Source organism: Pseudomonas sp. XWY-1 (genome assembly GCF_002953115.1).
GTDB classification, from domain to species: domain Bacteria; phylum Pseudomonadota; class Gammaproteobacteria; order Pseudomonadales; family Pseudomonadaceae; genus Aquipseudomonas; species Aquipseudomonas alloputida.
Genome location: NZ_CP026332.1, coordinates 407,303 through 431,014, shown reverse-complemented (window position 1 = coordinate 431,014; position 23,712 = coordinate 407,303). Strand labels below are relative to the sequence as shown.

The 23,712-nt window shown below is 54.4% G+C and carries 19 protein-coding genes, 1 tRNA gene and 1 pseudogene; 15 read left to right on the top strand and 6 right to left on the bottom strand.

The window, feature by feature from the left end; translation table 11 throughout:
- The first annotated feature begins 78 nt into the window (after positions 1–78).
- The 9 genes from PRJ_RS01930 to PRJ_RS29760 all read left to right on the top strand — a co-directional run bounded on the left by PRJ_RS01930 (position 79) and on the right by PRJ_RS29760 (position 10,000).
- Positions 79–3,822, top strand: coding sequence for a bifunctional diguanylate cyclase/phosphodiesterase (locus PRJ_RS01930; RefSeq protein WP_104960671.1), 3,744 nt, complete (start codon positions 79–81; stop codon positions 3,820–3,822).
- A 16-nt stretch (positions 3,823–3,838) separates the two neighbouring features.
- Positions 3,839–3,915, top strand: a tRNA-Ile gene (locus PRJ_RS01925).
- A 126-nt stretch (positions 3,916–4,041) separates the two neighbouring features.
- Entirely contained in the window at positions 4,042–5,133 is a 1,092-nt protein-coding gene (locus PRJ_RS01920) for a site-specific integrase (RefSeq protein WP_104960670.1), read from the top strand.
- 207 nt (positions 5,134–5,340) lie between these two features.
- Positions 5,341–5,559, top strand: coding sequence for a hypothetical protein (locus PRJ_RS01915; protein WP_028633554.1), 219 nt, complete (start codon positions 5,341–5,343; stop codon positions 5,557–5,559).
- A 916-nt stretch (positions 5,560–6,475) separates the two neighbouring features.
- The gene (locus PRJ_RS29765) at positions 6,476–6,718 is read left to right on the top strand and encodes a TraK family protein (protein ID WP_133214206.1); all 243 of its coding nucleotides are present in this window, start codon (positions 6,476–6,478) and stop codon (positions 6,716–6,718) included.
- A gap of 303 nt (positions 6,719–7,021) precedes the next feature.
- Positions 7,022–7,396 (top strand): conjugal transfer transcriptional regulator TraJ, encoded by a 375-nt coding sequence (gene traJ / locus PRJ_RS01905; protein WP_104960669.1) that lies wholly within the window; start codon positions 7,022–7,024, stop codon positions 7,394–7,396.
- A 37-nt stretch (positions 7,397–7,433) separates the two neighbouring features.
- A complete protein-coding gene (gene trbJ / locus PRJ_RS01900; protein ID WP_104960668.1) occupies positions 7,434–8,189 on the top strand; it encodes a P-type conjugative transfer protein TrbJ in 756 nt (251 codons plus the stop codon).
- Between the two features lie 202 nt (positions 8,190–8,391).
- Positions 8,392–9,771 (top strand): P-type conjugative transfer protein TrbL, encoded by a 1,380-nt coding sequence (gene trbL / locus PRJ_RS01895; RefSeq protein WP_104960667.1) that lies wholly within the window; start codon positions 8,392–8,394, stop codon positions 9,769–9,771.
- Between the two features lie 49 nt (positions 9,772–9,820).
- Positions 9,821–10,000, top strand: coding sequence for a hypothetical protein (locus tag PRJ_RS29760; protein ID WP_158682542.1), 180 nt, complete (start codon positions 9,821–9,823; stop codon positions 9,998–10,000).
- 133 nt (positions 10,001–10,133) lie between these two features.
- Here the strand turns inward: PRJ_RS29760 and PRJ_RS29755 are convergent, their stop codons facing one another.
- Together PRJ_RS29755 and PRJ_RS01885 are read right to left on the bottom strand one after the other, a co-directional pair.
- Positions 10,134–10,781 carry a hypothetical protein gene (locus PRJ_RS29755; protein WP_158682541.1) on the bottom strand — a complete coding sequence of 216 codons (648 nt, stop codon included), beginning with the start codon at positions 10,779–10,781 and terminating at the stop codon, positions 10,134–10,136.
- A gap of 2 nt (positions 10,782–10,783) precedes the next feature.
- The gene (locus PRJ_RS01885) at positions 10,784–12,841 is read right to left on the bottom strand and encodes a DEAD/DEAH box helicase (protein WP_104960665.1); all 2,058 of its coding nucleotides are present in this window, start codon (positions 12,839–12,841) and stop codon (positions 10,784–10,786) included.
- A gap of 520 nt (positions 12,842–13,361) precedes the next feature.
- Between PRJ_RS01885 and PRJ_RS01880 the strand changes: the two genes are divergently transcribed.
- Positions 13,362–13,970, top strand: coding sequence for a sce7726 family protein (locus tag PRJ_RS01880; protein WP_104960664.1), 609 nt, complete (start codon positions 13,362–13,364; stop codon positions 13,968–13,970).
- Here the strand turns inward: PRJ_RS01880 and PRJ_RS01875 are convergent.
- From PRJ_RS01875 to PRJ_RS01865, 3 genes are read right to left on the bottom strand one after another with little or no spacing between them, the layout of a single operon-like run.
- Complete coding sequence (locus tag PRJ_RS01875) at positions 13,959–15,029, bottom strand: beta family protein (RefSeq protein ID WP_104960663.1); 1,071 nt, start codon at positions 15,027–15,029, stop codon at positions 13,959–13,961. The genes PRJ_RS01880 and PRJ_RS01875 overlap by 12 nt on opposite strands.
- Positions 15,016–15,582 (bottom strand): ImmA/IrrE family metallo-endopeptidase, encoded by a 567-nt coding sequence (locus PRJ_RS01870; RefSeq protein WP_104960662.1) that lies wholly within the window; start codon positions 15,580–15,582, stop codon positions 15,016–15,018. Before PRJ_RS01870 ends, PRJ_RS01875 begins: the two co-directional genes overlap by 14 nt.
- 8 nt (positions 15,583–15,590) lie before the next feature.
- Positions 15,591–16,190, bottom strand: a complete 600-nt coding sequence (locus PRJ_RS01865; protein WP_104960661.1) for a hypothetical protein — start codon at positions 16,188–16,190, stop codon at positions 15,591–15,593.
- A gap of 448 nt (positions 16,191–16,638) precedes the next feature.
- On the opposite strand from PRJ_RS01865, the pseudogene PRJ_RS30255 reads away from it, so the two are divergent.
- Positions 16,639–16,758, top strand: a pseudogene (locus tag PRJ_RS30255) (site-specific integrase); the annotation flags it as partial.
- A 393-nt stretch (positions 16,759–17,151) separates the two neighbouring features.
- Here PRJ_RS30255 and PRJ_RS01860 read toward each other — a convergent pair.
- Positions 17,152–17,706 (bottom strand): serine acetyltransferase, encoded by a 555-nt coding sequence (locus PRJ_RS01860; RefSeq protein ID WP_104960660.1) that lies wholly within the window; start codon positions 17,704–17,706, stop codon positions 17,152–17,154.
- Positions 17,707–17,892: 186 nt separating this feature from the next.
- Between PRJ_RS01860 and PRJ_RS01855 the strand changes: the two genes are divergently transcribed.
- The 4 genes from PRJ_RS01855 to pqqF all read left to right on the top strand — a co-directional run bounded on the left by PRJ_RS01855 (position 17,893) and on the right by pqqF (position 23,626).
- Positions 17,893–18,354: an Lrp/AsnC family transcriptional regulator gene (locus PRJ_RS01855; RefSeq protein ID WP_003255583.1), complete on the top strand. Its 462-nt coding sequence runs from the start codon at positions 17,893–17,895 to the stop codon at positions 18,352–18,354.
- Between the two features lie 339 nt (positions 18,355–18,693).
- The gene (locus PRJ_RS01850; protein WP_104960659.1) at positions 18,694–20,376 is read left to right on the top strand and encodes an NAD(P)/FAD-dependent oxidoreductase; all 1,683 of its coding nucleotides are present in this window, start codon (positions 18,694–18,696) and stop codon (positions 20,374–20,376) included.
- A gap of 14 nt (positions 20,377–20,390) precedes the next feature.
- Complete coding sequence (locus PRJ_RS01845; protein WP_104960658.1) at positions 20,391–21,185, top strand: carbon-nitrogen hydrolase family protein; 795 nt, start codon at positions 20,391–20,393, stop codon at positions 21,183–21,185.
- A 140-nt stretch (positions 21,186–21,325) separates the two neighbouring features.
- The gene (pqqF, locus tag PRJ_RS01840) at positions 21,326–23,626 is read left to right on the top strand and encodes a pyrroloquinoline quinone biosynthesis protein PqqF (RefSeq protein WP_104960657.1); all 2,301 of its coding nucleotides are present in this window, start codon (positions 21,326–21,328) and stop codon (positions 23,624–23,626) included.
- Positions 23,627–23,712 lie beyond the last annotated feature (86 nt).

Genomic DNA, 23,712 nt, shown 5'->3' with positions numbered 1-23,712 from the left:
TAAAGCCCGCCTTCCGTTGCACACCTGCGGCAATGCCCGTCTACACTCGACTTCAGACCACCTGAGTGCGAGGCTGCCATGTCCTTGAAGCCGGCCATTCTGTTGCTGATCCTGATTTTGTGGAACACAACGGCCGGCGCCCTGACCCTGACAGATGAGGAGAACGCCTGGCTGGCTGCCCACCCGCAGCTGAAACTGGGCGTAGACGCCTCTTGGCCACCGTTCGAGTTTCGCGACCAGGAGGGCCGGTACCAGGGATTGGCCGCCGACTACATCGCCATGATCCAGCAGCGCCTGGGCGTGACGTTCAAACCGGTCGAACCCAGCAGCTGGACCGAGGTGCTGGCGCAGGCGCGGGAAAGCCGTATCGACCTGCTGCCCGGCATCATGTCCACCCCCGAACGCCAGGGCTTCCTGGCTTTCACTCGCCCGTACCTCGACTTCCCCATTGTCATCCTCGCGCACAAAGGCGGCGCACAACCGCGCAAGCTGGCTGACCTGTACGGCCTGAAAATTGCCGTGGTCGAGAACTACGCCCCGCACGAGTTGCTGCGTACCCACCACCCGGACCTCAACCTGGTTGCCCTGCCAAACGTCAGCTCCACGCTGCAAGCCCTGGCCACCGACCAAGTGGATGCCGTGGTCGGCGACCTCGCTTCCAGTATCTGGAGCCTGCGCCAACTCAAGCTCGACGGCCTCTACGTCAGCGGCGAAACGCCCTACCGCTACCAGTTGGCGATGGCCGTTCCCCGCGACAAGAGCGTGCTGGTCGGCATTCTCGACAAAGTGATGGCCGACATGAGCAGCAGCGAAATCAGCCAGATCCAGCAACATTGGGTGGGCAATGTGGTCGACCAGCGGATGTTCTGGTCCGACCTGCTGGTGTATGGCCTGCCAACGGTGCTGCTGCTGATGGCTGTGCTGGCAGTGGTCATTCGCATCAACCGCCGGCTCAGCTCGGAAATTTCCCGGCGCATCGCCCTTGAGCAAGAACTGCGCAGCAGCGAATACCACTACCGTGGCCTGGTCGAGAGCCTGTCAGCCATCGCCTGGGAAGCCGATGCCAACGACTTCACCTACAGCTACGTTTCACCCCATGCCGAAGACCTGCTTGGCTACCCATTGAGTGACTGGCTCAGGCCCGGTTTCTGGCGCAGCATCCTGCACCCGGAGGACGCGCTCTGGGCTCAGGCCTACTGCGACAGCGAGACCGCAGCGGGGCGCGACCACAGCCTGGACTACCGGGTGATCCGGGCTGACGGTCAGCCCCTCTGGGTACGCAATATCGTCAGCATGATCGAGCACGGCCACCAGCCAGTGATGCGCGGGCTGATGATCGACATCAGCGAAACCAAGCGCACTGAGGACGCCCTGCGCCTGTCCGAACAGAAGTTCGCCTCGGTATTCCAGCAGTGCCCCGATATCTTGCTGATCGCTCGCCACAGCGATGGCTGCCTGCTGGAGGTGAACGAGGCTTTCGAAGAGCAGATCGGCCTGCCCCCAGACCAGGTCATTGGCCGCACTGCCACCGACCTTGACCTGTGGGGCGTAGAGGGCAGTGGCCCGCTCCTGCTTGAAAGGTTGCACCAAGGTGGTATCCGTAACCTGGAAATGAGCTTCCGCCGCAGCAACGGCCAACTGTTCACTGGCCTGACTTCGGCTGAAACCTTCGAACTGGACGGCACGCCCGCGCTGGTAGTGGCAGTACGCGACATCAGCCAGCTCAAGGAGACCCAGCAACAGCTGCAAACTTCGGAAGAAAAGTTCGCAAAGGCTTTCCACGCTTCGCCCGACGGCCTGCTGCTGTCGCGCCAGAGCGACGGTTTGCTGCTGGAGGTGAACGAAGGCTTCTGCCGCCTCACCGGCTACGACCTCAACCCAACCATCGACCAGACCTCGCTGGACCTGGGTATCTGGGTCGACCTCAACGAGCGCAAACGCCTGGTCGACCAGCTCAACCGTGACGGCTTCGTGCGCGACTTCACCTGTCATATCCGCCGCAGCGACGGGCAGATCCGACTGTGCGAGCTTTCCGCCCGGCCCCTGCCGATTACCGGCGTCGACTGCATGCTGACCATCGCCCGCGACATCACCGAGCGTCACCTGATGCAAGAAAAACTGCAGCTGGCCGCCACGGTGTTCGAGAACACTGCCGAAGGGGTGCTGATTACCGACATTGACCAGCGCATCAGTGCCGTCAACCGCGCCTTCAGCGAAATCACCGGCTACAGCGAGATCGAGGCCCTCGGCCAGACCCCGCGCCTGCTCGCCTCTGGCCAGCACGACAGCGCTTTCTACCTGGCCATGTGGCACCAGCTTACCGCCGAGGGCCACTGGCAGGGCGAAATCTACAACAAGCGCAAGAACGGCGAACTTTACCCCAGCTGGCTGACCATCAGCGCCGTGCGCAACAGCGACCGCGAGATCACCCACTTCGTGGCGGTTTTTGCAGACATCTCCAGCATCAAGCACGCCCAGGCCAAACTCGATTATCAGGCCCACCACGACCCGCTGACCGGCCTGCCCAATCGCACCTTGTTCGAAAACCGGCTACAGGGCGTACTCACCTGTGCGCAGGTGTCCAACCGCCAGGGCGCAGTGCTGTTCCTGGACCTCGACCGCTTCAAGCACATCAACGACAGCCTTGGCCACCCGGTCGGCGACCTGCTGCTCAAGGGCATCGCCCAGCGCCTGAAAGAGCAGGTACGCGACGTTGACACCGTAGCCCGCCTGGGTGGCGACGAATTCATCATTCTGCTGCCCGGCTTGCACAAGCCCAGTGACGCCAGCACTATCGCCAACAAACTACTGGCCTGCTTCAACGCACCGTTCCAGGCCGGCGAGCATGAGTTTTTCACCAGCGCCAGCATCGGCATCAGTCTCTACCCACAGGATGGCACCGACGTCTCCACACTCATCCGCAACGCCGACGCCGCCATGTACCGCTCCAAGGCCAAAGGCCGCAACCGCGTCGAAGCCTACACCCGCGACCTCACCGCCCAGGCCAGCGAGCGCATCGCCCTGGAGCATGAGCTGCGCCGGGCCGTCGAACGCAACGAAATGAGCCTGTGCTTCCAGCCCAAGCTCAGCCTGAAGACCCAGAGCCTGGTGGGTGCCGAAGCGCTGATCCGCTGGAGCCACCCGACCTTTGGTGAGGTACCGCCGGAACACTTCATCCACCTGGCGGAAGAGAACGGCACCATCCTGCAGCTCGGCGACTGGGTACTGGAGCAAGCCTGCCGGCAAATGCAGGCTTGGAAGCAGCACTACGAACCCTTCGGCCCGCTGTCGATCAACCTTGCCGGCGCCCAGCTGCGCCACCCACACCTGGCACGGCGCATCGAACAACTGCTCAAGCACCATCAGCTGAAGGCCGGTGACCTGCAGTTGGAAATCACCGAAAACTTCATCATGAGCCAGGCAGAAGAGGCCCTGGCCGTGCTGTACCAACTGAAGAAACTCGGCGTACAGCTGGCCATCGATGACTTCGGCACCGGCTATTCCTCGCTCAGCTACCTCAAGCGCCTGCCGCTGGACATCCTCAAGATCGACAAGTCGTTCATCCGCGGCCTGCCCGACGATCCACACGACGCCGCCATTGCCCGGGCGATCATTGCCCTGGGCCGCAGCATGCAGCTGACCATCATTGCCGAAGGCGTGGAGAACCAGGCCCAGCAACGTTTCCTGGCGGCCGAGGGCTGCGAGCAGATCCAGGGCTACATCGTCAGCCTCCCGCTACCACCAGAGGAATTCGCAGCCGCGTTTCTTCGCATAGCACTATCGGATCTTTCAGATGGCACAGGTGCGAAACCCTCGTTATAATCCGCCCACTTACTGAGGGCCTATAGCTCAGTCGGTTAGAGCAGAGGACTCATAATCCTTTGGTCCACGGTTCGAGTCCGTGTGGGCCCACCACACTCAAAGCCGCGCACTGCGCGGCTTTCGTGTTTTTGGCGGAACCACCTCAGATACAGTCCTATGGTCTAAAGGTACAAATTAGGTACAGTGCGGCTTCGCTTGCACGCCTTTGGAGTCCTTCAGATGGCTACAATCGTCAAAACCCCTGCCGGCACCTGGAAGGCCGTTATCCGCAAGACCGGATGGCCGACCAACGCCAAAACCTTCCGCACCAAACGCGACGCTGAGGATTGGTCACGACGCACCGAAGACGAGATGGTGCGCGGTGTGTACATCCAGCGCAGCGGCTCTGAGCGCATGACGCTGGAAATAGCGCTCAAGCGCTACCTGACCGACATTACACCTACAAAGAAGCCTACGACTCAACGCGGTGAGATCTCCAAGGCTAAAAAGCTAACGGAGCATCTGGGCAAGTATTCTCTCGCAGCCCTTTCCGCTGAAACCATTGCCAACTATCGCGACAAGCGCCTTAACGAGCCAGGCCGCGCAGGCACGACCAGCAACAACACCGTTCGCCTGGAGCTGGCTCTACTGAGCCACGTTTTCACGGTCGCGATCCAGGAGTGGGGGCTGGGCCTGACGTTTAACCCCGTGTTGAATATACGCAAGCCAAGCCCCGGGGAGGGTCGCAATCGTAGACTCTCGCCGGATGAGGAACGGCGGCTGTTCGCAGAGGTGAATCGGCATAGCAATCCAATGCTTGGGTGGATCGTTGGCATCGCTCTGGAAACTGGTATGCGCTCAGGTGAAATCGCGTCGCTACGCAGACCTCAGGTGGATACAGAGCGACGCATCGTAAGACTCGTTGACACGAAAAATGATGGTCAACGAACTGTGCCACTGAGCAAGCGAGCGACTGCGCTTTTCAAAGCCGCGATGATGAATCCCGCTCGCCCTAGCGATTGCAATCTGGTGTTTTTTGGTGAACCTGGGAAGGACGGGAAACGTCGCCCCTACGCGTTCACAAAAATCTGGGGGCTACTGGTCAAGAAGCTCCAGCTATCCGACTTCAGATTTCACGACTTGAGACATGAGGCGGTAAGCCGCCTTGTGGAGGGCGGTCTCTCCGACCAAGAGGTATCGAGCATCAGCGGCCACAAATCAATGCAAATGTTGAAAAGATATACGCACTTACGCTCCGAGGATCTAGTTGCCCGACTAGATAGCATGTCAAAAAGAAAGAAAAATTTAGCTAAACCCCAAAAGGTAGTTTAGCTAAAGTCCTTAGCTATTCTATCGCGACCCACAAGCTGAAAATAAATTTTAGCCGCTAAAAAAACTACAACCCTGGAAAAGTTTAACTAAACAATTAAGAGGCACTATAGCTAAACTTTTTCACTGTCAAGTAGAGTTTGAAAAAATACTTTTAAAAATCGCGTTAGGTGTCATAGGATATCCGAAATTAAGCGGAGGACACCTAACATGACCACGGAAGAATACATACGCGACTTATTCTCTGGGGCTCCACTTTTGTCCCTTGAGCAGCTTGCAGAGGTATTACATAGAAGCAAGGACGGCCTGAGAATCAGCCTGAGTGGCGATAATGAGGTATCGAGAAAATTTCTTCCTTGCAAGGTCAGAATTGGCAGAAGGATTTACTTTAGAACCGCAGATGTAGCCAAGGTTCTCGAGCAGGGCTGACGACGATGTCTATATCCCTAATTGTAAAAAGGAAGGTATCCAGTCATTTCACAATCATCCCTAACGATGTAATAAGTGACCAAAACTTGAGTTGGAAATCGTTAGGACTATTGGTGAAATTGCTTTCCCTACCCCCAGGCTATCCGTATCTGACAATGGAATCGCTAGCCAAGAAAAATGGCACTGGTGCCGCCGCAACCAGGAGCGGACTGCAAGAGCTTGAGACCGCAGGCTATTTGAGCATCGAGCGCACCCACGACTCCCGAGGTCGATTCGCAAAGACGGTGTGGCATATCTCTGACGAACCGTCTGAAAGGGCCGACTCTGCACCATATTGCGAAAACCCAAACGTGGATAAACCGAAGACGGATCAGCCGCACCCGGAGAAACAAGCACATATAAATACTAAACAAACAATAAAACCAAAAAATAAAAAAACTACTACGTCGCCCAACCCAGCCCCGGCGGCCGGGGATCCTCCGCTACGGTTGGCGGCATTGGTCTCCGCGGAAACCAGGAGCCAAATTTTCAAGGCGCTGGAGCAGGTTGCGCCCATTGACCAGCAGCGGATGCTGAACGAGCTGTCAGCTGCAATCAAAGCAGGATCGATCAAAACCACAGCGATCAGGTGGTTCCACGGAGTGATCAAGCGCTACCGAGACGGCAGTTATAACTTCAAGGACCAATCATCTTCATGGGAGCCAGCGAGTTCCGATAACGCGCCTCCAAGGACCCCGACAGCAAGTCCGAAAGAAAGCCCCTCAACTGTCAAGAACGAGAGTCGGTCTACCGTAGGAAAGGAATATTTAAAGAAGTTAAAGGTAAACAGGTCTAGCTCTGGCTTATCACCAGTTCGGATTTTGACAGTTGAGGGTCCAGAGCCTAGCTCTGAGACATAGTCGCCCAAGAGGTTGAAATGAAACCACTTACTGTACGGATCGCGGAACGAGTAGCTGCAACCTATCCGCCCTCAAGCCCTGCTACCAACTTGGCCAAGTTCATCCTGCTACGCGAGGATATTCTGCAAGCGATTGAAGGTGGTTGGTCTTTGTTAGGAATATGGACGACCTTGCATGATGAGGGATCTATCGACTTTGGCTATCAAGCGTTTCGTCGCTACGCCAAGCGATTGCTACCCGTACACTGCGGCGTTCAATAGCTATTGCAGACCGTTGCTGAGCTGAACAATCGTTGCCCAGGCGTTCAATATTCGATCAATACCATTGTTTCAGCGATCACCTCATAACTGAACGCTGTAGCAACCCTATTGTTTACCCGAGATCACTGCTGACATTCATGCCAGCCATACGAATATTCAGGGCAAGACAGGTGAAGTTAGCTAACCGACAAGTCGGCTATCTAATTTCACTCTCGCGTAATCGCGCCTTCGGCGCTCAATGCTGTCTTGCTCTGCGAGGCAGTCGCTGCCGCGACTCTGTGAACACCAAAGAGAGGTCAGACCATGAACCGCAATGAAGCTGCGAGAGATACACGTAAACACGGAAAGCATTTACGTGTGCCGGTATTACCGAGTGAGGAGCTAACCATTAAAGAAAACGCATCCAAGGCGAGCCTGACGGTCGCTGAGTACCTGCGGCGCCTGAGCCTCGGCTATGAGATTACAAGCACGCTCGACTCCCAGTACGTAGCGCAGATAGTAAAGATCAACGCTGACCAAGGCCGCCTTGGTGGGCTTCTGAAGCTATGGCTAACCGATGACGCCAAATTGACGGCCTGCGGTACTCCGCTAACACCAGGCATGGTACGAGCGCTGCTGAAACGCATTGAGGCCAATCAAGACGAGATGCTTCGCCTGGTCCAGGCACTGAAATTTTAGCGGCTAAAAAAATCGAGCCTTCGCTTCTGGAGTCCCTATGAAAAGATCGAAGAAACAGCAGTGGATTTTCGCGATAGCCAGCGCCCTGCCCTTGCACCTTGCATTCGCCGGAATCCCTGTGGTGGATGGAGTGAATCTGAGCCAGACGACTGTCAGCGCGATTCAAAATGTCGCTGCGGTGACGAAGCAGATCGAGCAGTACAAAACCCAATTGCAGCAGTACCAGATCATGCTGCGAAACTCAGCGGCTCCAGCAGACTACATCTGGAGTCAGGCCGATCAGACGATTTCTATGCTTCTCGCTGCTCAGGACACGCTCAGCTACTACAAGACCCAAGCTGGCAGTCTGGAGAAATATCTTGAGCGTTACCAGGATACGGCCCACTACGAAAGCGCACCTTGCATAGGCTCGGACGCGTGCGGTGTATCGGATCAACAAGCCATTGCACAAGCACAGAAAGAGGCCAGCTCCACAAAGAAGCGCGCGAATGATGCCCTACTGACCAGCGTCTCAAAGCAACAGGAAACATTGCGCAAAGACGCTGGTGAGCTCGTAGGCCTACAGCGACAGGCAACCAGCGCGGAAGGTCAGATGCAAGCCATCCAGGCAGCCAATCAGCTTGCTAGCGCACAGGCAAATCAGCTTCTGCAAATTCGCAGCTTGCTGATCGCTCAGCAAAACGCCCAGGCCACAAACGCTCAAATCCGTGTTGATCGCGACGCTCAACACACCGCCGCTGACAACCGAGCACTGAGTAGCCGAAACAGCCCAAGCGCTGATAAAGGCTGGTGAGGGAAAGAGCATGCACGCACAACTTAAACGGATCCTCATTCTGAGCGCGCTGCTGCTCAACGGCTGTGAGGCTCCAGAAACTCCTACCGCTATTGAGTGCGATTCATCGACGGCAGGACGGGCTACATCTCAAAAAAATAGCTACGACGCTTGCGTCCTTGGGCATAAAAACACCCAAAGCGATGATAGGAAATGGTGACCCATGAAAAGATCTTTGACCATCTACCTAGCCATGACAGCACTTTCGTTTAGCAAGACCGCCCTCGCTGGCGGGCTCGATAGCGGAAACATGCTCAATAAAATCCTCGACAGCTTCTCGACCGTTGCCACCACTTGGCAATCCGAGATCACCTCCAGCGCGTCATGGCTGTTCTGGAGCCTCGCGCTGATCAGCATGGTGTGGACTTACGGCCTCATGGCATTACGAAATGCTGATCTACAGTCATTTTTTGCCGAAACCATCCGCTTCTTCGGCACCTTGGGTTTTTTCTGGTGGCTGCTCCAAAATGGCCCAGCTATCTCAATGTCCATCATCAACACAATGCGGACGATAAGCGCCAAAGCGGCGGGGCTAGGTACCGGATTATCTCCATCAAGCATCGTGGATATCGGATTCGGCATCCTGACTAAGGTCAGCGCTTCTGCCTCGGTGTTGTCCCCAGTGGTATCAGCATTGATGCTCGCAGCAGCAATAGTGGTTCTGGTGATCTTGGCACTCATTGCCGTGAACATGCTGCTGTTGCTCGTATCAGCTTGGCTGCTTGCTTACGCGGGGATCTTCCTCCTGGGCTTCGGCGGTAGCCGATGGACGTCAGATATCGCGATTAGCTTCTACAAAACGGTACTCGGGATTGGCGTCCAGCTTTTCACCATGACATTTTTGATTGGAGTAGGTAAGTCATTCCTAGACCAGTACTACAGAGCGTTTGCGTCTGGAACCCCGGACTTGAACAGCCTGTGCGTGTTACTGGTTGCTTCAGTGATTCTGCTTTCTCTGGTCAACAAGCTACCACCGATGCTGGCTGGAATCGTAGGCACAAGTCAAACCTCCGGGATCGGTAGCTTTGGGGCCGGAGCCGCAATTGGTGCAGCTACTGTGGCTGCCTCAGCAGTCGCATCAGCAGGCACATCCGTGCTAGCAGGAGCAAAAGAAATTGCTGGCGGGAGCTCAGCTCTTTCAGCGGCCTTCAAGGCCGCTCAGGCCGGAATCGACTATACCTCCAATGACAGCGGTAATATTGATGTTGGTGGTGAACAACAATCCCAAGGCACCCCGACGCAGTCCGCCTTTGCGCAAGCTATGGGGGAGACCAATAAAGACCAGGACTCTGTCTTCCGTCGCTCTAGCGCTCTACCGATGGCTGCAAATGCAGGCTCACTCCTGGCAGCACATGCCGTCCAGGGTATTCGCGATAAGGCCAGTCTTGCGGTTGCAGATACTGTAGGAGGACGCCTAGCGGCTGCGATAGATCTGAGCAGAAGCGCAGGTGCACAATCCGACTCCGAAATGGAGGAGCAAAACGATGGTGCAGAATCAGATGAAATTGCGAGCTTTGTGAACAAAAACCAAACCGATGAATAAATAGAAGTAAAAGACCCTTATTAAACTTCAAATCTACCGGAATAACACCATGAAAAAGGAAAAAACTTATCCAGCAGTGCGGTTCATCGAGGAAGATAAAAGCCATATCTACCCAATGCCAATTTTTGTAACAAGAACCAATCTTCGATCAATTCTCCGAGAGAATGGAGTAGCAGCGCTAACAAGTCTTGATGTTCGCGCCGCCGCAACTGAACTTAAGAAACATTAAAAATTAAGTTAGCATGGCATTTATATAAACTAGAATATTCTACACAACAGAGGTGCATTGGTTGCACCATATCAAAGAAGAGCCCGAACTAAGCGGGCTCGTGTAGTCTGACCAAGCTAAAACATCTATAAAACTACCCATTCATAATTCGACACCGTGTATGCGGATCTAGAATGTCGAGCAAATGGTCATGACCAATTTTACTTGTCAGCCCTACTTTAAATGTACAGGACGGCGAATAAAAAATATCAAGATGATCTAAAGGATGAGTCACCGCATCATAATTATCTGGATCGTTATCATACCGCAGATACCCTTCCTCCAACATCATGAGACGCCTTACGACTTTCCAGACATCATCAGAAATCACTTCGACACCCTCTACATCAGAAACAGTAAAGCACGATATAACGCTATCTGCGAAATGGTAAATATCTTTATCGTCGACTAACCCATTCGAGATTGCTGTAGCAGCTCTCGACAGCATATAGCTATCAATCGCAACACCATTCATATCGAATGAGTGCGGCACCGCCGGATCTTCACTGCGCCGAATAGAAAATGGAAATAACACCGAAAATATCTTTTTCTCTGATATGAAAAAGATTCTTTGGAACTTCCCTATCGCTACCACGATATCAAAATCAGTCGAATTCTCGACCGTAAAGGTGAGCTCTGCTATCGCGTCAGCAACCCTAGTAATCAACTCGCTTTTAGTTCGACAAGGAATAAATATCCTGTCTCTTAGGAATTTTGACATTTTGTAACGGTAGACATCCATGCTCACCGCTCCGCAAATTGCCTGTTAAACTCAAGGAAAATGCGCAAGCCGGCTCGAAACTCCTCAATATCTTGCGCCGTGTATTGTTCTTCATACTGAAGACCACTTGCCATTGACACCAGCTTATTTCGAACAGAATCATGCTGAATACCTAGCTCATCTAACATTTCAACAAATGTATCCATATAAGATAGCTTGCGTGCGTTCCGCATAATTCTTGTACGAATTTTTTCTTTTTCCTCAGCAGTGGGTTCCTCAGCCACTATAATATCATATTGGCGTATGGTCTCTATCCCAGGGCAAATCTTACTCAACACTGCCTTATTTCGTTCTTCATTTACAACTAAATAGCTTTTCAAAAATGACCGCGTCAACACCATGTACAGCGAGTTACGCAAATTCAAGCTGGTGGCATTTATATCAGAAACACATATGACAAATGGAAACTCCAGCCCTTTCACATGGTTCTTATTACTGATAAATAACGAGTCAGACACAGGTGTTTTGGTCTCGTAAGCTTTATTGAGTGACCAGTTCCACCGCTCATAGATAGCTCGTTGCAGCCTGTCCGCTAACAGGGCCACAGCTTTACCGTTATTTAAAACGACAACACAAATGTCATCAGGCCGTACGCTTGGGTTCTGCTCAACAATTTCTTCCAAAATCTCCATGATATTTGTCAAAGCTCCCTTTGGAGACTCCATCACGATTTGCAGACTATCGCTGTTCTCAACATCTTCAAAACGACGTAGCGGTTTTCTGCTGAAGCTGTAAGAGTGTATGCCCCGCGTCGCAGTCATTTTCTTTTCGTACACGTATCCGCAGTGAGTCCATTCGTCATCATCGAGCCACTGAAGTTTTGTCTGCTCAAACAGTCCCATCCCAATAGCATGCGCAGCCATTAACGTTCTAGGATCCGTCCGATAGCATTTACTCAACAAATAATCACTTCCAACAGCTTGGCCTCGACTAGTATCAAAGATACTTTGGAAAATATCCCCTGCAATGTAAAGATGTTTGCCCGCCGCAAGCTCGCAAAGCTTAAAGAAACTTTCTCCGAAATCTTGACTTTCATCTATTAAAATATAGCTAAGCAATGGCGGCACGGCATCTTCTGACCCATACTTTTTTAAAATATGAGTCAATGTGAGACGAGCAGCTGCCTCTAAACTTGGGACCTGCTGAAAATTATAGAAGGGTACGTCATACTTAGCACAAATATAGGCATACATTCCTGAGCTAGCGGCACCCTCGGAACCCCAGGCGTGAGTACACCAGAGCCGTTTCTGCCATTCGATCTGCTCATCAACTTTCATGAAATTAAAGAACGCAGGAATACGGGACCTTAAGCTACTTGCCAATATTTTACTATTACATGTAAAGAAGATTGTTCCACTTGCATCTTTAACATAAATTTCTTTCAACTTATGGAGCAGCAACTCAGTTTTACCCGTCCCCGACAGGCCCTGAATTCGTATAATTTTTTTATCAGGCTTGCTGTAGATAAACCTGGTCTGATCTCGATCAAAAAGCATAATTTTTTGCTTGACTTTATCGAGATTGCTTACCGGTATGTCTGCTTTGACTTTCTCGATGTCATTAATGCTGCCAGTCAGCAACGAAATAAGCAGATCTGACTTCTTTATTTCCTGTGGATCAATTAGCGCAAATTTATCAACTAGATCCATCAGATAACCTTCTGTTAAATCTGATGGATCAACCTCCACGACCTCAACGAGATCACGCCAGGCAGAGCTACGCCCCATTATTTTGCTATATTTAAATTTCTTAGCGAATGCAATCAGGTCTTCGACAAACTCTTGCTTGAGTTCTTCAGCTAATTCATTTTGCCCGGAAAAGTCGAAGATAACTATTTTCTTTTTAGGCGACAAGTACACCAAGTAGTTATCATGGACGTACTCCTCACCTTCCTCCGAAAGCGGCTTCTGTATAACGTACGTCTGCTGCTCCCTCGCTTCCGCCATACTGCAAAATATGTCGAGAATCTGCGGGTCAATCCGCTCACTCTCAATCTGGCTGAAAAAATACGTTGATTCCATGACGCGTGAGCTCCTGCTGGTTCCTTTCCCTAGATAATGCCCCAGTATGGCCGTGACCGCCATTCCTAAAGGGTCCTGGACGCGGTCATTGGCTCACTAGGATCGTGGGGCAAAAACTACAGGCGCTCGGTAAGGGAGTAGAGGTGCGGCCTAGAACTGTGTGAATCCTGCTTGTCGCACGTCATAAATTGTCTAAGTCGGGAGTTAACTCGTAGATGCAGAAGTCAAAGATCTACGTTTACGAGAAATACAGTAAAAATCTGGTTTCGTTAGCATCCTAGAGAATACCTTGAATATCAATATGTTATCCAAACTATCGCAACATAGCCTCTACATTTTACAGAATATGCGGAGTGATTGAGACCTACGTATTTTGAACGCTAGCCATAAGCCTTTAGATGCTGAACGTCTTTAATGTTTTAGTAACTAGTGCTGACTATTCTACCTATGCTGTTGTAGAATCAGTGATTCGGCGTATGATGCTTCTGATAGCCGCGTCAATCATTTACTTGTGGGAAAAATGAAAGAAATTGATATAAAACGAGCTCTGTCCTACCACCTTCTGAAGCAAGGTACTACAGACGTTGTTTTCTTTGAATACCCATTTCACTTCGGTCGTCGACGCGCAGATATCATTTCGTCTGATGCCGGCATGATAACTGGGTACGAAATAAAATCTGTTAATGACCGAATCGACAGGCTGGGCGAACAATTAGAGTCATATACCCTACTATTCGACTATGTCTATGTCGTCTGCGATAGTAAGCATCTTTCAGCCATCCGCAAAACAATACCAAACAGGGTTGGAATTTATTTATGTGCCACTTCTGGGGTCACCAAAATTCGTCAGGCGAAGCAAATAAAAAATTTTGACAGCGTCGTAACTTTGGATGCCATGCCTATCGAAGCTCTCCGGAAAGAATTTAAATCCACCGGAAAATCAAAGTTAGAGATCTGCAAAAGCATTGCTCAGAACTATAAACGAGAGCAGATCAAGGAGACATATAGGGAATTCATACTTCATAAGTATGGAGCCCAGACCGCCCACTTAAAAAATGAAACTAGCGAACTCCTAACATTGGATGATGTATATTCTTTAAGCTTAGCACCAAACAGACTAAACTCTTAGGTCCTTTACTCGACGAATCATATAGTTGCAGGCGCGAACAGAAATCCAAAAGGATGGATTAATTCCGGAAGGGGTGCCTGCGGCGGCATTGATGATCTCACCATCGCCCCAGCTGCTATTAGATACGTAGTTCGGATCAGCTAAAACTTTTCCAGCACACCAAACATAAGAGCCCACATCACGCCGTTTTCGATAGTAATAGAATTTTGCCGAGGAACAAAAATCTACCCTAGGAACGAAGGTACCACCACGCATCTCAATTTGTTTGACATTAATTGACGCATAATCACCAAACTGCAGGCCTGGGCGATTATGCCTTAAAGATACGTAAAGTGAGTGTTCATATATTGGAAATTCACCAACATCATCTTTCCCTTCAGCAGAGACAAGATAGGGAAATGATCCAGATATACAGATCACTCGTTCTAGCCAGCTGTTAGCAGTTGGCAAAACAGAAATTATATCAAAGGCTCGTTGATAAAGATCCGTGATCGGAGCCAACCCAGAGACCTTCACTCTATCGCGAATACACCCTTCGTCTAACAGTATGTACAATCGCGTATCGCCAAGCCCCGAAATAATGGCGCCCAGTATTTCCTCATACTCTTCCTGATCCAAGTCTGCTGGCAAACGCAGAGCCATTTTCTTGTACTTATGAGTTACTGCAGCTACAAAAGCCTTCGCCTCAGACAGATCCTCGTCTAACTCGAAGTTCACATGAATCATCGGCACAATTTGATCGTTACAGTTCAAATCCAGCCAATGGCGCCAACACTCGTATCCATTTATAGGTGACAACAAGCTTTCTATCTGAGAATTTTTCTGTTTCAGATCAGTAGTCACATCCAAAATGTACGGCAGCTCACCTTGGATAGCTTTGATCTGATTAAGCCGTTTCAGAATATCGCCGAGCGAATCATTTTTCGTAATTCGAGACTTAGTGATCTCATAAACAGGAAGCATAAGTTTTCTGTAAGACACATCAATGGCGGAAATCGCTCGAAGCTCTGCATCTTTGGTTTTGAGAACGGGGAAATAAATAAAGCTAGTCCAATCCATGTCCTTTCATTCCTAAATTTTTCGCACGGACTCGCACCGCCAAAGTTGAAACCTTGAAGAAACTTGCGATATCTTCAATGCTACCAGAAAGCGCTCTTACTTTATCCCTAAAAATCGACTCCGGCATCAGAAGCTCACTCGCAAACCGGTTAGCTTCCACCTCCATCTGATTGCTCTCACCATTCCTAAAAAAGTTAAGATCCTCAAACTTAGCTTGCAAAAACCTATGCCTACAAAAATGCGCAATTTCATGCGCGATTGTGAAACGCTGCCTATTGGGATGGTGTAGCGCGTTGACCTTTACAACCCAGTCCTTACCGTTATCCGATAGAGATAGCATCCCGGAAATATCATCTTCCATTGGGATACTTATCAAACTAATACCCAGCACGCCAAGCAAAGCCTTAACATCTAAAGGGGAGGTTTGAACCCCACCTTGCTTTGCAATATCTAAAACCTGGGCAACGCTAAACCGTCCGTCTCCCGAGACAGCTTGGCCCTGTTCGAAACGCTCAGGGATTTTCGGTTTAACGCTTTTCCGGATAAAAGCCATATATGAACCTATTCAGAAATCTTAGCGCCACCTTCAACACAGCTTTCAGTTTTATCAAGTTCTGCAAGGCGGTTACTCACCTGCATTATAGCATCTTCGGACTGCTTTATTCTACTTTCATGTTCTGAAACTATAATAGCCTGAGCTGAAAGCCCATCAAACATATCACCGTATGTCGCATCTAATTTCTGAATTTCCTTTTTGGCTTTTTTCTCAATTATTCGAGTGAACTCGCCAGCTTTGGAAAACTCTTCAAAGTGAGTCTTCGACTCCCTTACAACTTCAGCCCTTGACGAGCTCCTGATAACAACGAATGCCCCACCAACAATAGCCGCGTTTAGCGCAATCAGTACGCTAATCATGGTCTGATAGAATGAAACCTGCATAGACCACAGTGAGTCCACTGTTATTAGAGATTTTTCTCTAATCATCCGTTCAATTACAATTTGCTCATAGGAGTCTAGCTCCGAGATATTTCGAGCAGGTACATATTTGAAATGGCTAATCAGAATATCGGTAATCGGTGCGAAATGCAGAAGCGCCAGCACAAACACTAAGGCGATGCAAGTAGAAAGTAGGGTGCAAGCAAGGAGATCCTTCGTTCGCAATTCCGTTCATCCTGAGTGGATGGTCCTATAAGACCGCAGCGTTGAGCGATGGCATACCAGTTCACGAATCTGTGAGCACCAGATGGCAATTTGATGCTACCTCCGCGCGCATCCACGTGTCCATCGTTCAGGTGGCACCTACCCTGTCCTCCGACCTCAGGACAGCGAGCCTGAGGAACCCACACTCGAGCATACCCCCACAGCCAGAAAAAGGTACAATCTGAGTACACACTTCAGATTTTCTAAATTACGCGCAATTACGCTTAACACCACAGTTGATGGGGCCTTCAGCTATGCCAGGTTACGTTCAGTTTCGGACGTCTTCTCTAGCCATACCTACACGCCCGGCAACTCATAATCCTTTGGTCCACGGTTCGAGTCCGTGTGGGCCCACCAGATACGACAAAGCCGCGCGATTGCGCGGCTTTTTCATGCCCGCAAGAAATAAATGGTCAGGGGCGCGTACATCCAGCGCAGCGGCGCCGAGCGCATGACCTTGGAAGTAGCGCTGAAACGGTATCTCAGCGAAATCAGCCCCACCAAGAAGCCGGTCACCCAGCACGCCGATAATCGCGGAAAGGTGCCCTATCGATACTTCAAGCCAAACACCCTAGCTTGAGGATCAGACAATGAGCCGAATAGCCGCCATTATCAGCTCACAAAATGAGCCGAATATGCTCGCTAATCGGCTCACAGATGAGCAAACCTATGAATGAACCTGGGCCTGCCCCGTGACAACGGACGCCAGGAAGCTGGCTACAGAGCCAACTGCCTCAAGCCTTTGCGTATTCGTTCGGTGCGCTCATCACTGGCGCGGCGCCTGGGGATAAACGAAGAAGGCCGCACCACTGCACGATCCCGTCCATCGGGCGATGCCATCAGCCATGGGCAACCCCATAAGAACCCTCCCAGCCTGCTCCACCACCCCCTCTGCCAACGTCCGCAAATGTACCGCTGTTGGTTAATCCCCTACCGGACGCATCTCGACCTGCCGTGGGTTGTAGAAGGTCATGCCAGGCGGAATATCCCGCGTAACCAACGACATCGCGCCAATCACCACGTCATCGCCAATGTCGATGCGATCAGCAACGATGCAACTGTTGGCGCCCATGCTCACGTTGTCACCAATGCGCAGTGCGTACTCCTGCAACCCCAGGGTCTTGATGCCGATCGAGCAGTTCTGCCGGATGAAGAAGTTGCGCCCAATGCTCACATACCGGGTAATCACCACCCCCGGCAGGTGCGCGATGCGCAGGCCGGGGGCAATCTGGGCGCCGATGTCGATGTCCACCCCATACTTGAGGTTGAGCCGCTGTTGCATGCGCCGGGCGTGACGCCGGGCAAGGCCGCCGCGGGCGTCGAGGTACTGGGCCAGGCGATAGGCGAAGAGGAAACGCAGTTTGTTGTCCTTGCGTGCGCGGCGCAGCACGTTGAACAGCAGGCTGATAGGGCGTCCGGGCCTTTTCTTGTTGGAGACTTCCAGTCGCCAGCATTCGAGCAGATGGTCGAGGTTCACGCTGAGGTTCCCGTTGGACTAGCACTTCATCATGCCGAATTAGTGCCGAAGACGCAGCCTTCAGACATACGCAGCCGTGTTCACAAAAAGTGCCAAGCCGGCGCGTCAACGGTGATCGACTGTACCTGGCCTTGCCCTGATTGGCACAGGCTGGCTAGGCTAGCGGGCCAACCGTAGAGACTCGCCATGTCGGATTCCCGCTCCATCACGCTGGATGAAATCGATCGCCAGCTGATCGCCCTGCTGCAGATCAACGCCCGCGAAAGCGTCGCCACCCTCGCCCGCCAGTTGGGCATCGCCCGCACCACCGTCAATTCGCGCCTGGAGCGGCTGGAGAAAAACAAGGTTATCTCCGGCTATGGCGTACGCCTGGGCCAGAGTGTGATAGGCGGCGGGTTGCAGGCGTATGTCGGGATCAAGGTGCAGCCGCGTTCCGGCAAGGACGTGGTGCGGCGCCTGAGTGCCATGGGCCAGGTGCAGCAGCTGTGTGCGGTAAGCGGCGAATTCGACTATGTGGCCTGGCTGCGTACGGACTCGCCCGAGCAGCTGGATCAGTTGCTCGACCAGATTGGCAGTGTCGACGGGGTGGAGAAAACCACCACGTCGATCATTCTCAGCAGCAAGGTGGACCGTGGACAGCCGCTTTGAACGGACTGGCGCTCGGGTGAGGTTAGCGGGCGTGGGTCAGTTCTAGATTTCACGGCAGGAGCCGGTTGTAGGAGCGGGTTTACCCGCGAATAGGGCAGAGAATCTACCGACGCATTCGCGGGTGAACCCGCCCCTACAAAGGGCCAGGGCGGTTTTTGAACTACCTCGACCGCCTGCCTCGTCTTAATGAACATGAACTTAATCATTACGACGAAACTAACTACATTCAGACAACACTCTGCACCTTAATAACGAACACCTCACTCCCTAAAATGACAGCCGGGCATCTCCTATACTCAGGCTCCGCTCCTCGCGCAGCCTCTCTGGCAAGGTCATTTCATGAACAAGAAGAACCGCCACCCCGCCGACGGCAAGAAGCCGATCACCATTTTCGGCCCGGACTTCCCTTTTGCTTTCGACGACTGGCTGGAACACCCGGCAGGCCTGGGCAGCATTCCGGCTGAGCGCCATGGGGAAGAGGTGGCCATTGTCGGTGCCGGTATCGCCGGCCTGGTAGCGGCCTACGAGCTGATGAAGCTGGGCCTCAAGCCGGTGGTGTACGAGGCTTCCAAGCTGGGCGGCCGGCTGCGCTCGCAAGCCTTCAATGGCACTGACGGGATCGTTGCCGAGCTGGGTGGCATGCGCTTCCCGGTGTCGTCCACCGCCTTCTACCACTACGTCGACAAGCTGGGCCTGGAAACCAAGCCCTTCCCCAACCCGCTGACCCCGGCTTCGGGCAGCACGGTGATCGACCTGGAAGGCCAGACCTACTACGCCGAGAAGCCCACCGACCTGCCACAACTGTTTCATGAGGTAGCCGACGCCTGGGCCGATGCGCTGGAGAGCGGTGCGCAGTTCGCCGATATCCAGCAGGCCATCCGCGACCGTGATGTACCGCGCCTGAAGGAACTTTGGAACAAGCTGGTGCCGCTGTGGGACGACCGCACCTTCTACGACTTCGTCGCCACCTCGCGCTCTTTTGCCAAGCTGAGCTTCCAGCACCGCGAAGTGTTCGGCCAGGTCGGTTTCGGCACCGGCGGTTGGGACTCGGACTTCCCCAACTCGATGCTGGAAATCTTCCGCGTGGTGATGACCAACTGCGACGACCACCAGCACCTGGTGATCGGGGGCGTGGAACAAGTGCCACAAGGCATCTGGCGCCACGTACCGGAACGCTGCGTGCATTGGCCAGAGGGCACCAGCCTGAGCACGCTGCATGGCGGCGCACCGCGTACCGGGGTCAAGCGCATTGCCCGCGCTGCCGATGGCCGCCTGGCGGTCACCGACAACTGGGGCGATACCCGCCACTACAGCGCAGTACTCGCCACCTGCCAGACCTGGTTGCTGACCACCCAGATCGACTGCGAAGAATCGCTGTTCTCGCAAAAGATGTGGATGGCCCTGGACCGTACCCGCTACATGCAGTCGTCGAAAACCTTCGTCATGGTCGACCGCCCGTTCTGGAAGGACAAGGACCCGGAAACCGGCCGTGACCTGCTGAGCATGACCCTCACCGATCGCCTCACCCGCGGCACTTACCTGTTCGACAACGGCAACGACAAGCCCGGGGTGATCTGCCTGTCATACTCGTGGATGAGCGACGCGCTGAAGATGCTGCCGCACCCGGTGGAGAAGCGCGTACAACTGGCCCTGGATGCGCTGAAGAAGATCTACCCGAAGACCGATATCGCCGGCCACATCATCGGCGACCCGATCACGGTTTCCTGGGAGGCCGACCCGTACTTCCTCGGCGCCTTCAAAGGCGCGCTTCCGGGCCATTACCGCTACAACCAGCGCATGTACGCGCACTTCATGCAGCAGGACATGCCGGCGGAGCAGCGCGGTATCTTCATTGCCGGTGACGACGTGTCATGGACCCCCGCCTGGGTTGAAGGCGCGGTGCAGACGTCGCTGAATGCGGTGTGGGGTATCATGAACCACTTTGGTGGCCACACCCACCCCGACAACCCCGGCCCGGGCGATGTGTTCAACGAAATCGGGCCGATCGCCCTGGCGGATTGAGACAAGGAGGCACCATGCGCATCGCTCTGTACCAGGGCGCACCCAAGCCACTGGATGTGCCCGGCAACCTGCAACGGCTGCGCCACCAGGCGCAGTTGGCAGCCGAACGCGGCGCACAGTTGCTGGTGTGCCCGGAGATGTTCCTGACCGGCTACAACATCGGCCTGGCCCAGGTCGAGCGCCTGGCCGAGGCCGCCGATGGCCCGGCAGCCATGACCGTGGTAGAGATCGCCCAGGCGCACCGCATCGCCATTGTCTATGGCTACCCGGAGCGCGGCGATGACGGGGCGATCTACAACAGTGTGCAGCTGATCGATGCGCACGGCCGCAGCCTGAGCAATTACCGCAAGACCCACCTGTTCGGTGAACTGGACCGCTCGATGTTCAGCCCTGGTGCGGACCACTTCCCGGTGGTGGAACTGGAAGGCTGGAAGGTTGGCCTGCTGATCTGCTACGACATCGAGTTCCCGGAGAACGCCCGACGCCTGGCGCTGGACGGCGCCGAGCTGATCCTGGTGCCGACGGCGAACATGACGCCGTACGACTTTACCTGCCAGGTGACCGTGAGGGCACGGGCGCAGGAAAACCAGTGCTACCTGGTATATGCCAACTACTGCGGCGCGGAAGAAGAGATCCAGTATTGCGGGCAGAGCAGCATCATCGGCCCGGATGGCAGCTTGCTGGCCATGGCTGGGCGGGATGAGTGCCAGTTGTTGGCAGAGCTCGAACATGAGCGGGTGGTACAGGGGCGCAGGGCGTTTCCCTACCTGACCGATTTGCGCCAGGAGCTGCACCTGCGTAAAGGCTGACAGGGGCCGCTATGCGGCCCATTCGCGGGCACGCCCGCTCCCACGGGATCTGCGCTGCCTTTCATACCGGCGCCATACCCGCGAAAAGGCCGGGCCTGCAAACAAATCGGTTAGCATGGAGCGCAGCCACCGGAGCCCCCATGCCTGACGCCATCCGCCAACTCACCCTCGCCAACGGCTTGCAGTTGACCCTGCGCCACGCCCCTCGCCTCAAGCGCTCGGCCGCCGCACTGCGGGTGCACGCGGGCAGCCACGACGCGCCTGCCAAATGGCCCGGTCTGGCGCACTTCCTCGAACACCTGTTCTTCCTCGGTACCCCGCGCTTCCCGCTGGAAGACGGCCTGATGCGCTACGTGCAAGCCCTGGGCGGCCAGGTCAACGCCAGCACGCGCGAACGCGCCACCGACTTTTTCTTCGAGGTGCCCCCCAACACGCTCGGTGGCGGTCTCGAGCGCCTGTGCCAAATGCTGGCAGAACCGGATCTGGGCATCGAACGCCAACGCCGTGAACGCGAAGTGATCCATGCCGAATTCATCGCCTGGTCGCGCAATCCAACGGCCCAACAGCAGTTCGCCTTGCTGCAGTCAGTGTCGGCCAAGCATCCACTGGGCGCTTTTCATGCTGGCAATCGATACACCCTGGCCTTGCACGACGCGGCTTTCCAGCAAGCGCTTGCGGGCTTTCATCAACGCTTCTACCAAGGCGGCCAGATCTGCTTGAGCCTTTGCGGTCCGCAGCCGCTGGATGAACTTGAACACCTTGCCCGGCAGCATGCCGAACTGTTCGCCGCAGGTGAGCGCGTGCCGCAAATGCCGCCGCCGCCACTGCCAGCAATGGCTAGCTCTTTGACCTTCACGCACCAAAGCCTCCCCAGCGGCGCCGAGCACGCCCTGGAACTGCTGATCGCTTACCTGGAGGACAGCCGCCCAGGTACCTGGCTGGGCACGCTGCGCGAGCGTGGCTGGCTACAACGTTTCACGGCCGAAAGGTTGTATGCGTTCGCCGGTCAGCTGCTGTGGCACCTTGACCTGAAGCTCAGTGCCGACGCTTGCCCGGACGAAGCCAGCGCCCTGCTGCAAGGTTGGTTGAGGTTCATCCGCCAGGCCGACCGCGAACAGTTGAACCACCAATTCGGCCTGTTGCAGCGCAGCCGTGCGCACAGTGCCAGCGCGCTCGAGCTGGCCCGCCGGGACAGCACAGGCCAGCCGTTCGCCAAGCTGGATGCCCAAGGGTTGCAGGCGCTTGGCGCCCTGCTGGAAAGCCTGCCTGGTAGCGACCATGGCGATTGGCAGCTTTTGCCAGTCGACCCATTGCTGAAGGCTGACCTGCCCCATGCCAAGGCGCAGCCGCTGCCGGCAGCGCTGAAGATCAGTGACCAGCTCCCGCCCGCGCGCCAATACGCTGCGCTGTACCTGCGCTGGCATGTACCTTCGCCGTTGCGCCAGCAGCTACAGCTTGTGCTGGAACTGGCCCTGGCACCGCTGCAGGAACGCTGTAACCGCGCCTCCGTGCAACTGCATTACAGCAGCGCCGGAGAATACTGGCAGTTGCACTGCGCCGGCCTGCCAGCAGCAGTGCTGCGGGCAGTGGAACAAGCCTTGGCCTTGATGCTCAAGCCACCTGCCAGTTGCTGGCTGCCCTGCACGGCGCTGCCCCCGGCCCTGATCCCCATCAGGGCCCTGCTCAAGCAACTGCCAGACGCGGTACGGGGTAGCCTGCCCGCAGCGCTGCCTGCCTGCACGCTTACCCAGCAGCAACTCGACAGCCTGTGGCTGCACACCGAGTGGCATGGCATGGCCGCAGGCTTCGAGGATACCGCGCTAAAGGCCTTGGGCACTGCGCTGCAGCAGTGCCCTGGGCAAGGCTGGCGACCTGGCCCCCTGCCAACCTGGGCAAACCACCGCTGGCAGCATGTTCAAGTGCCAGGCAGCGAACATGCCCTGCTGCTGTTCTGCCCGTTGCCTGCTGCCAAAGAGGCCGCAGGCCGCCTGTTAGCCCAATTGCTGCAAGGGCCGGTTTACCAGCGCCTGCGGGTAGACTTGCAACTCGGCTACGCGGTGTTCAGCGCCTTTCGTCAGGTCGAGGGGGTCGGTGGGCTGTTGTTTGGTGTGCAGTCCCCCCACACCGGTCAGGCACAGGTGCTCGACCACCTGCTCAGCCTGCTGCGCCATGGCGTCACCCTTGACCCGGCCGCTCGCCAGGCATTGGCTGGGCAATTCGACGAGCCCGCCATGGCCAATGCCGATGTCGCCGAATGGGCGTGGCAGACACACTTGGCCACACAAGCCGATCGGCTGGATGTGCTGCGCAGGTCTATCCTGACTACGCGGCAGACGGATCTGGACCACCTGCTGAGCGCCCTGCTCGACCCAGGTTCCGCTTGGCTATGTTTGGCCAACGCTGCCGCGCCAGACACTTCCTGGCAGGGCGAAAATCGATGATTATTACGCGAACTGCAACGGCGCTTCTCGAATAATTAACCTTCCGGTTCAAATTTTTCTTGTAAGATAGCGCAATCCCGTTTTCA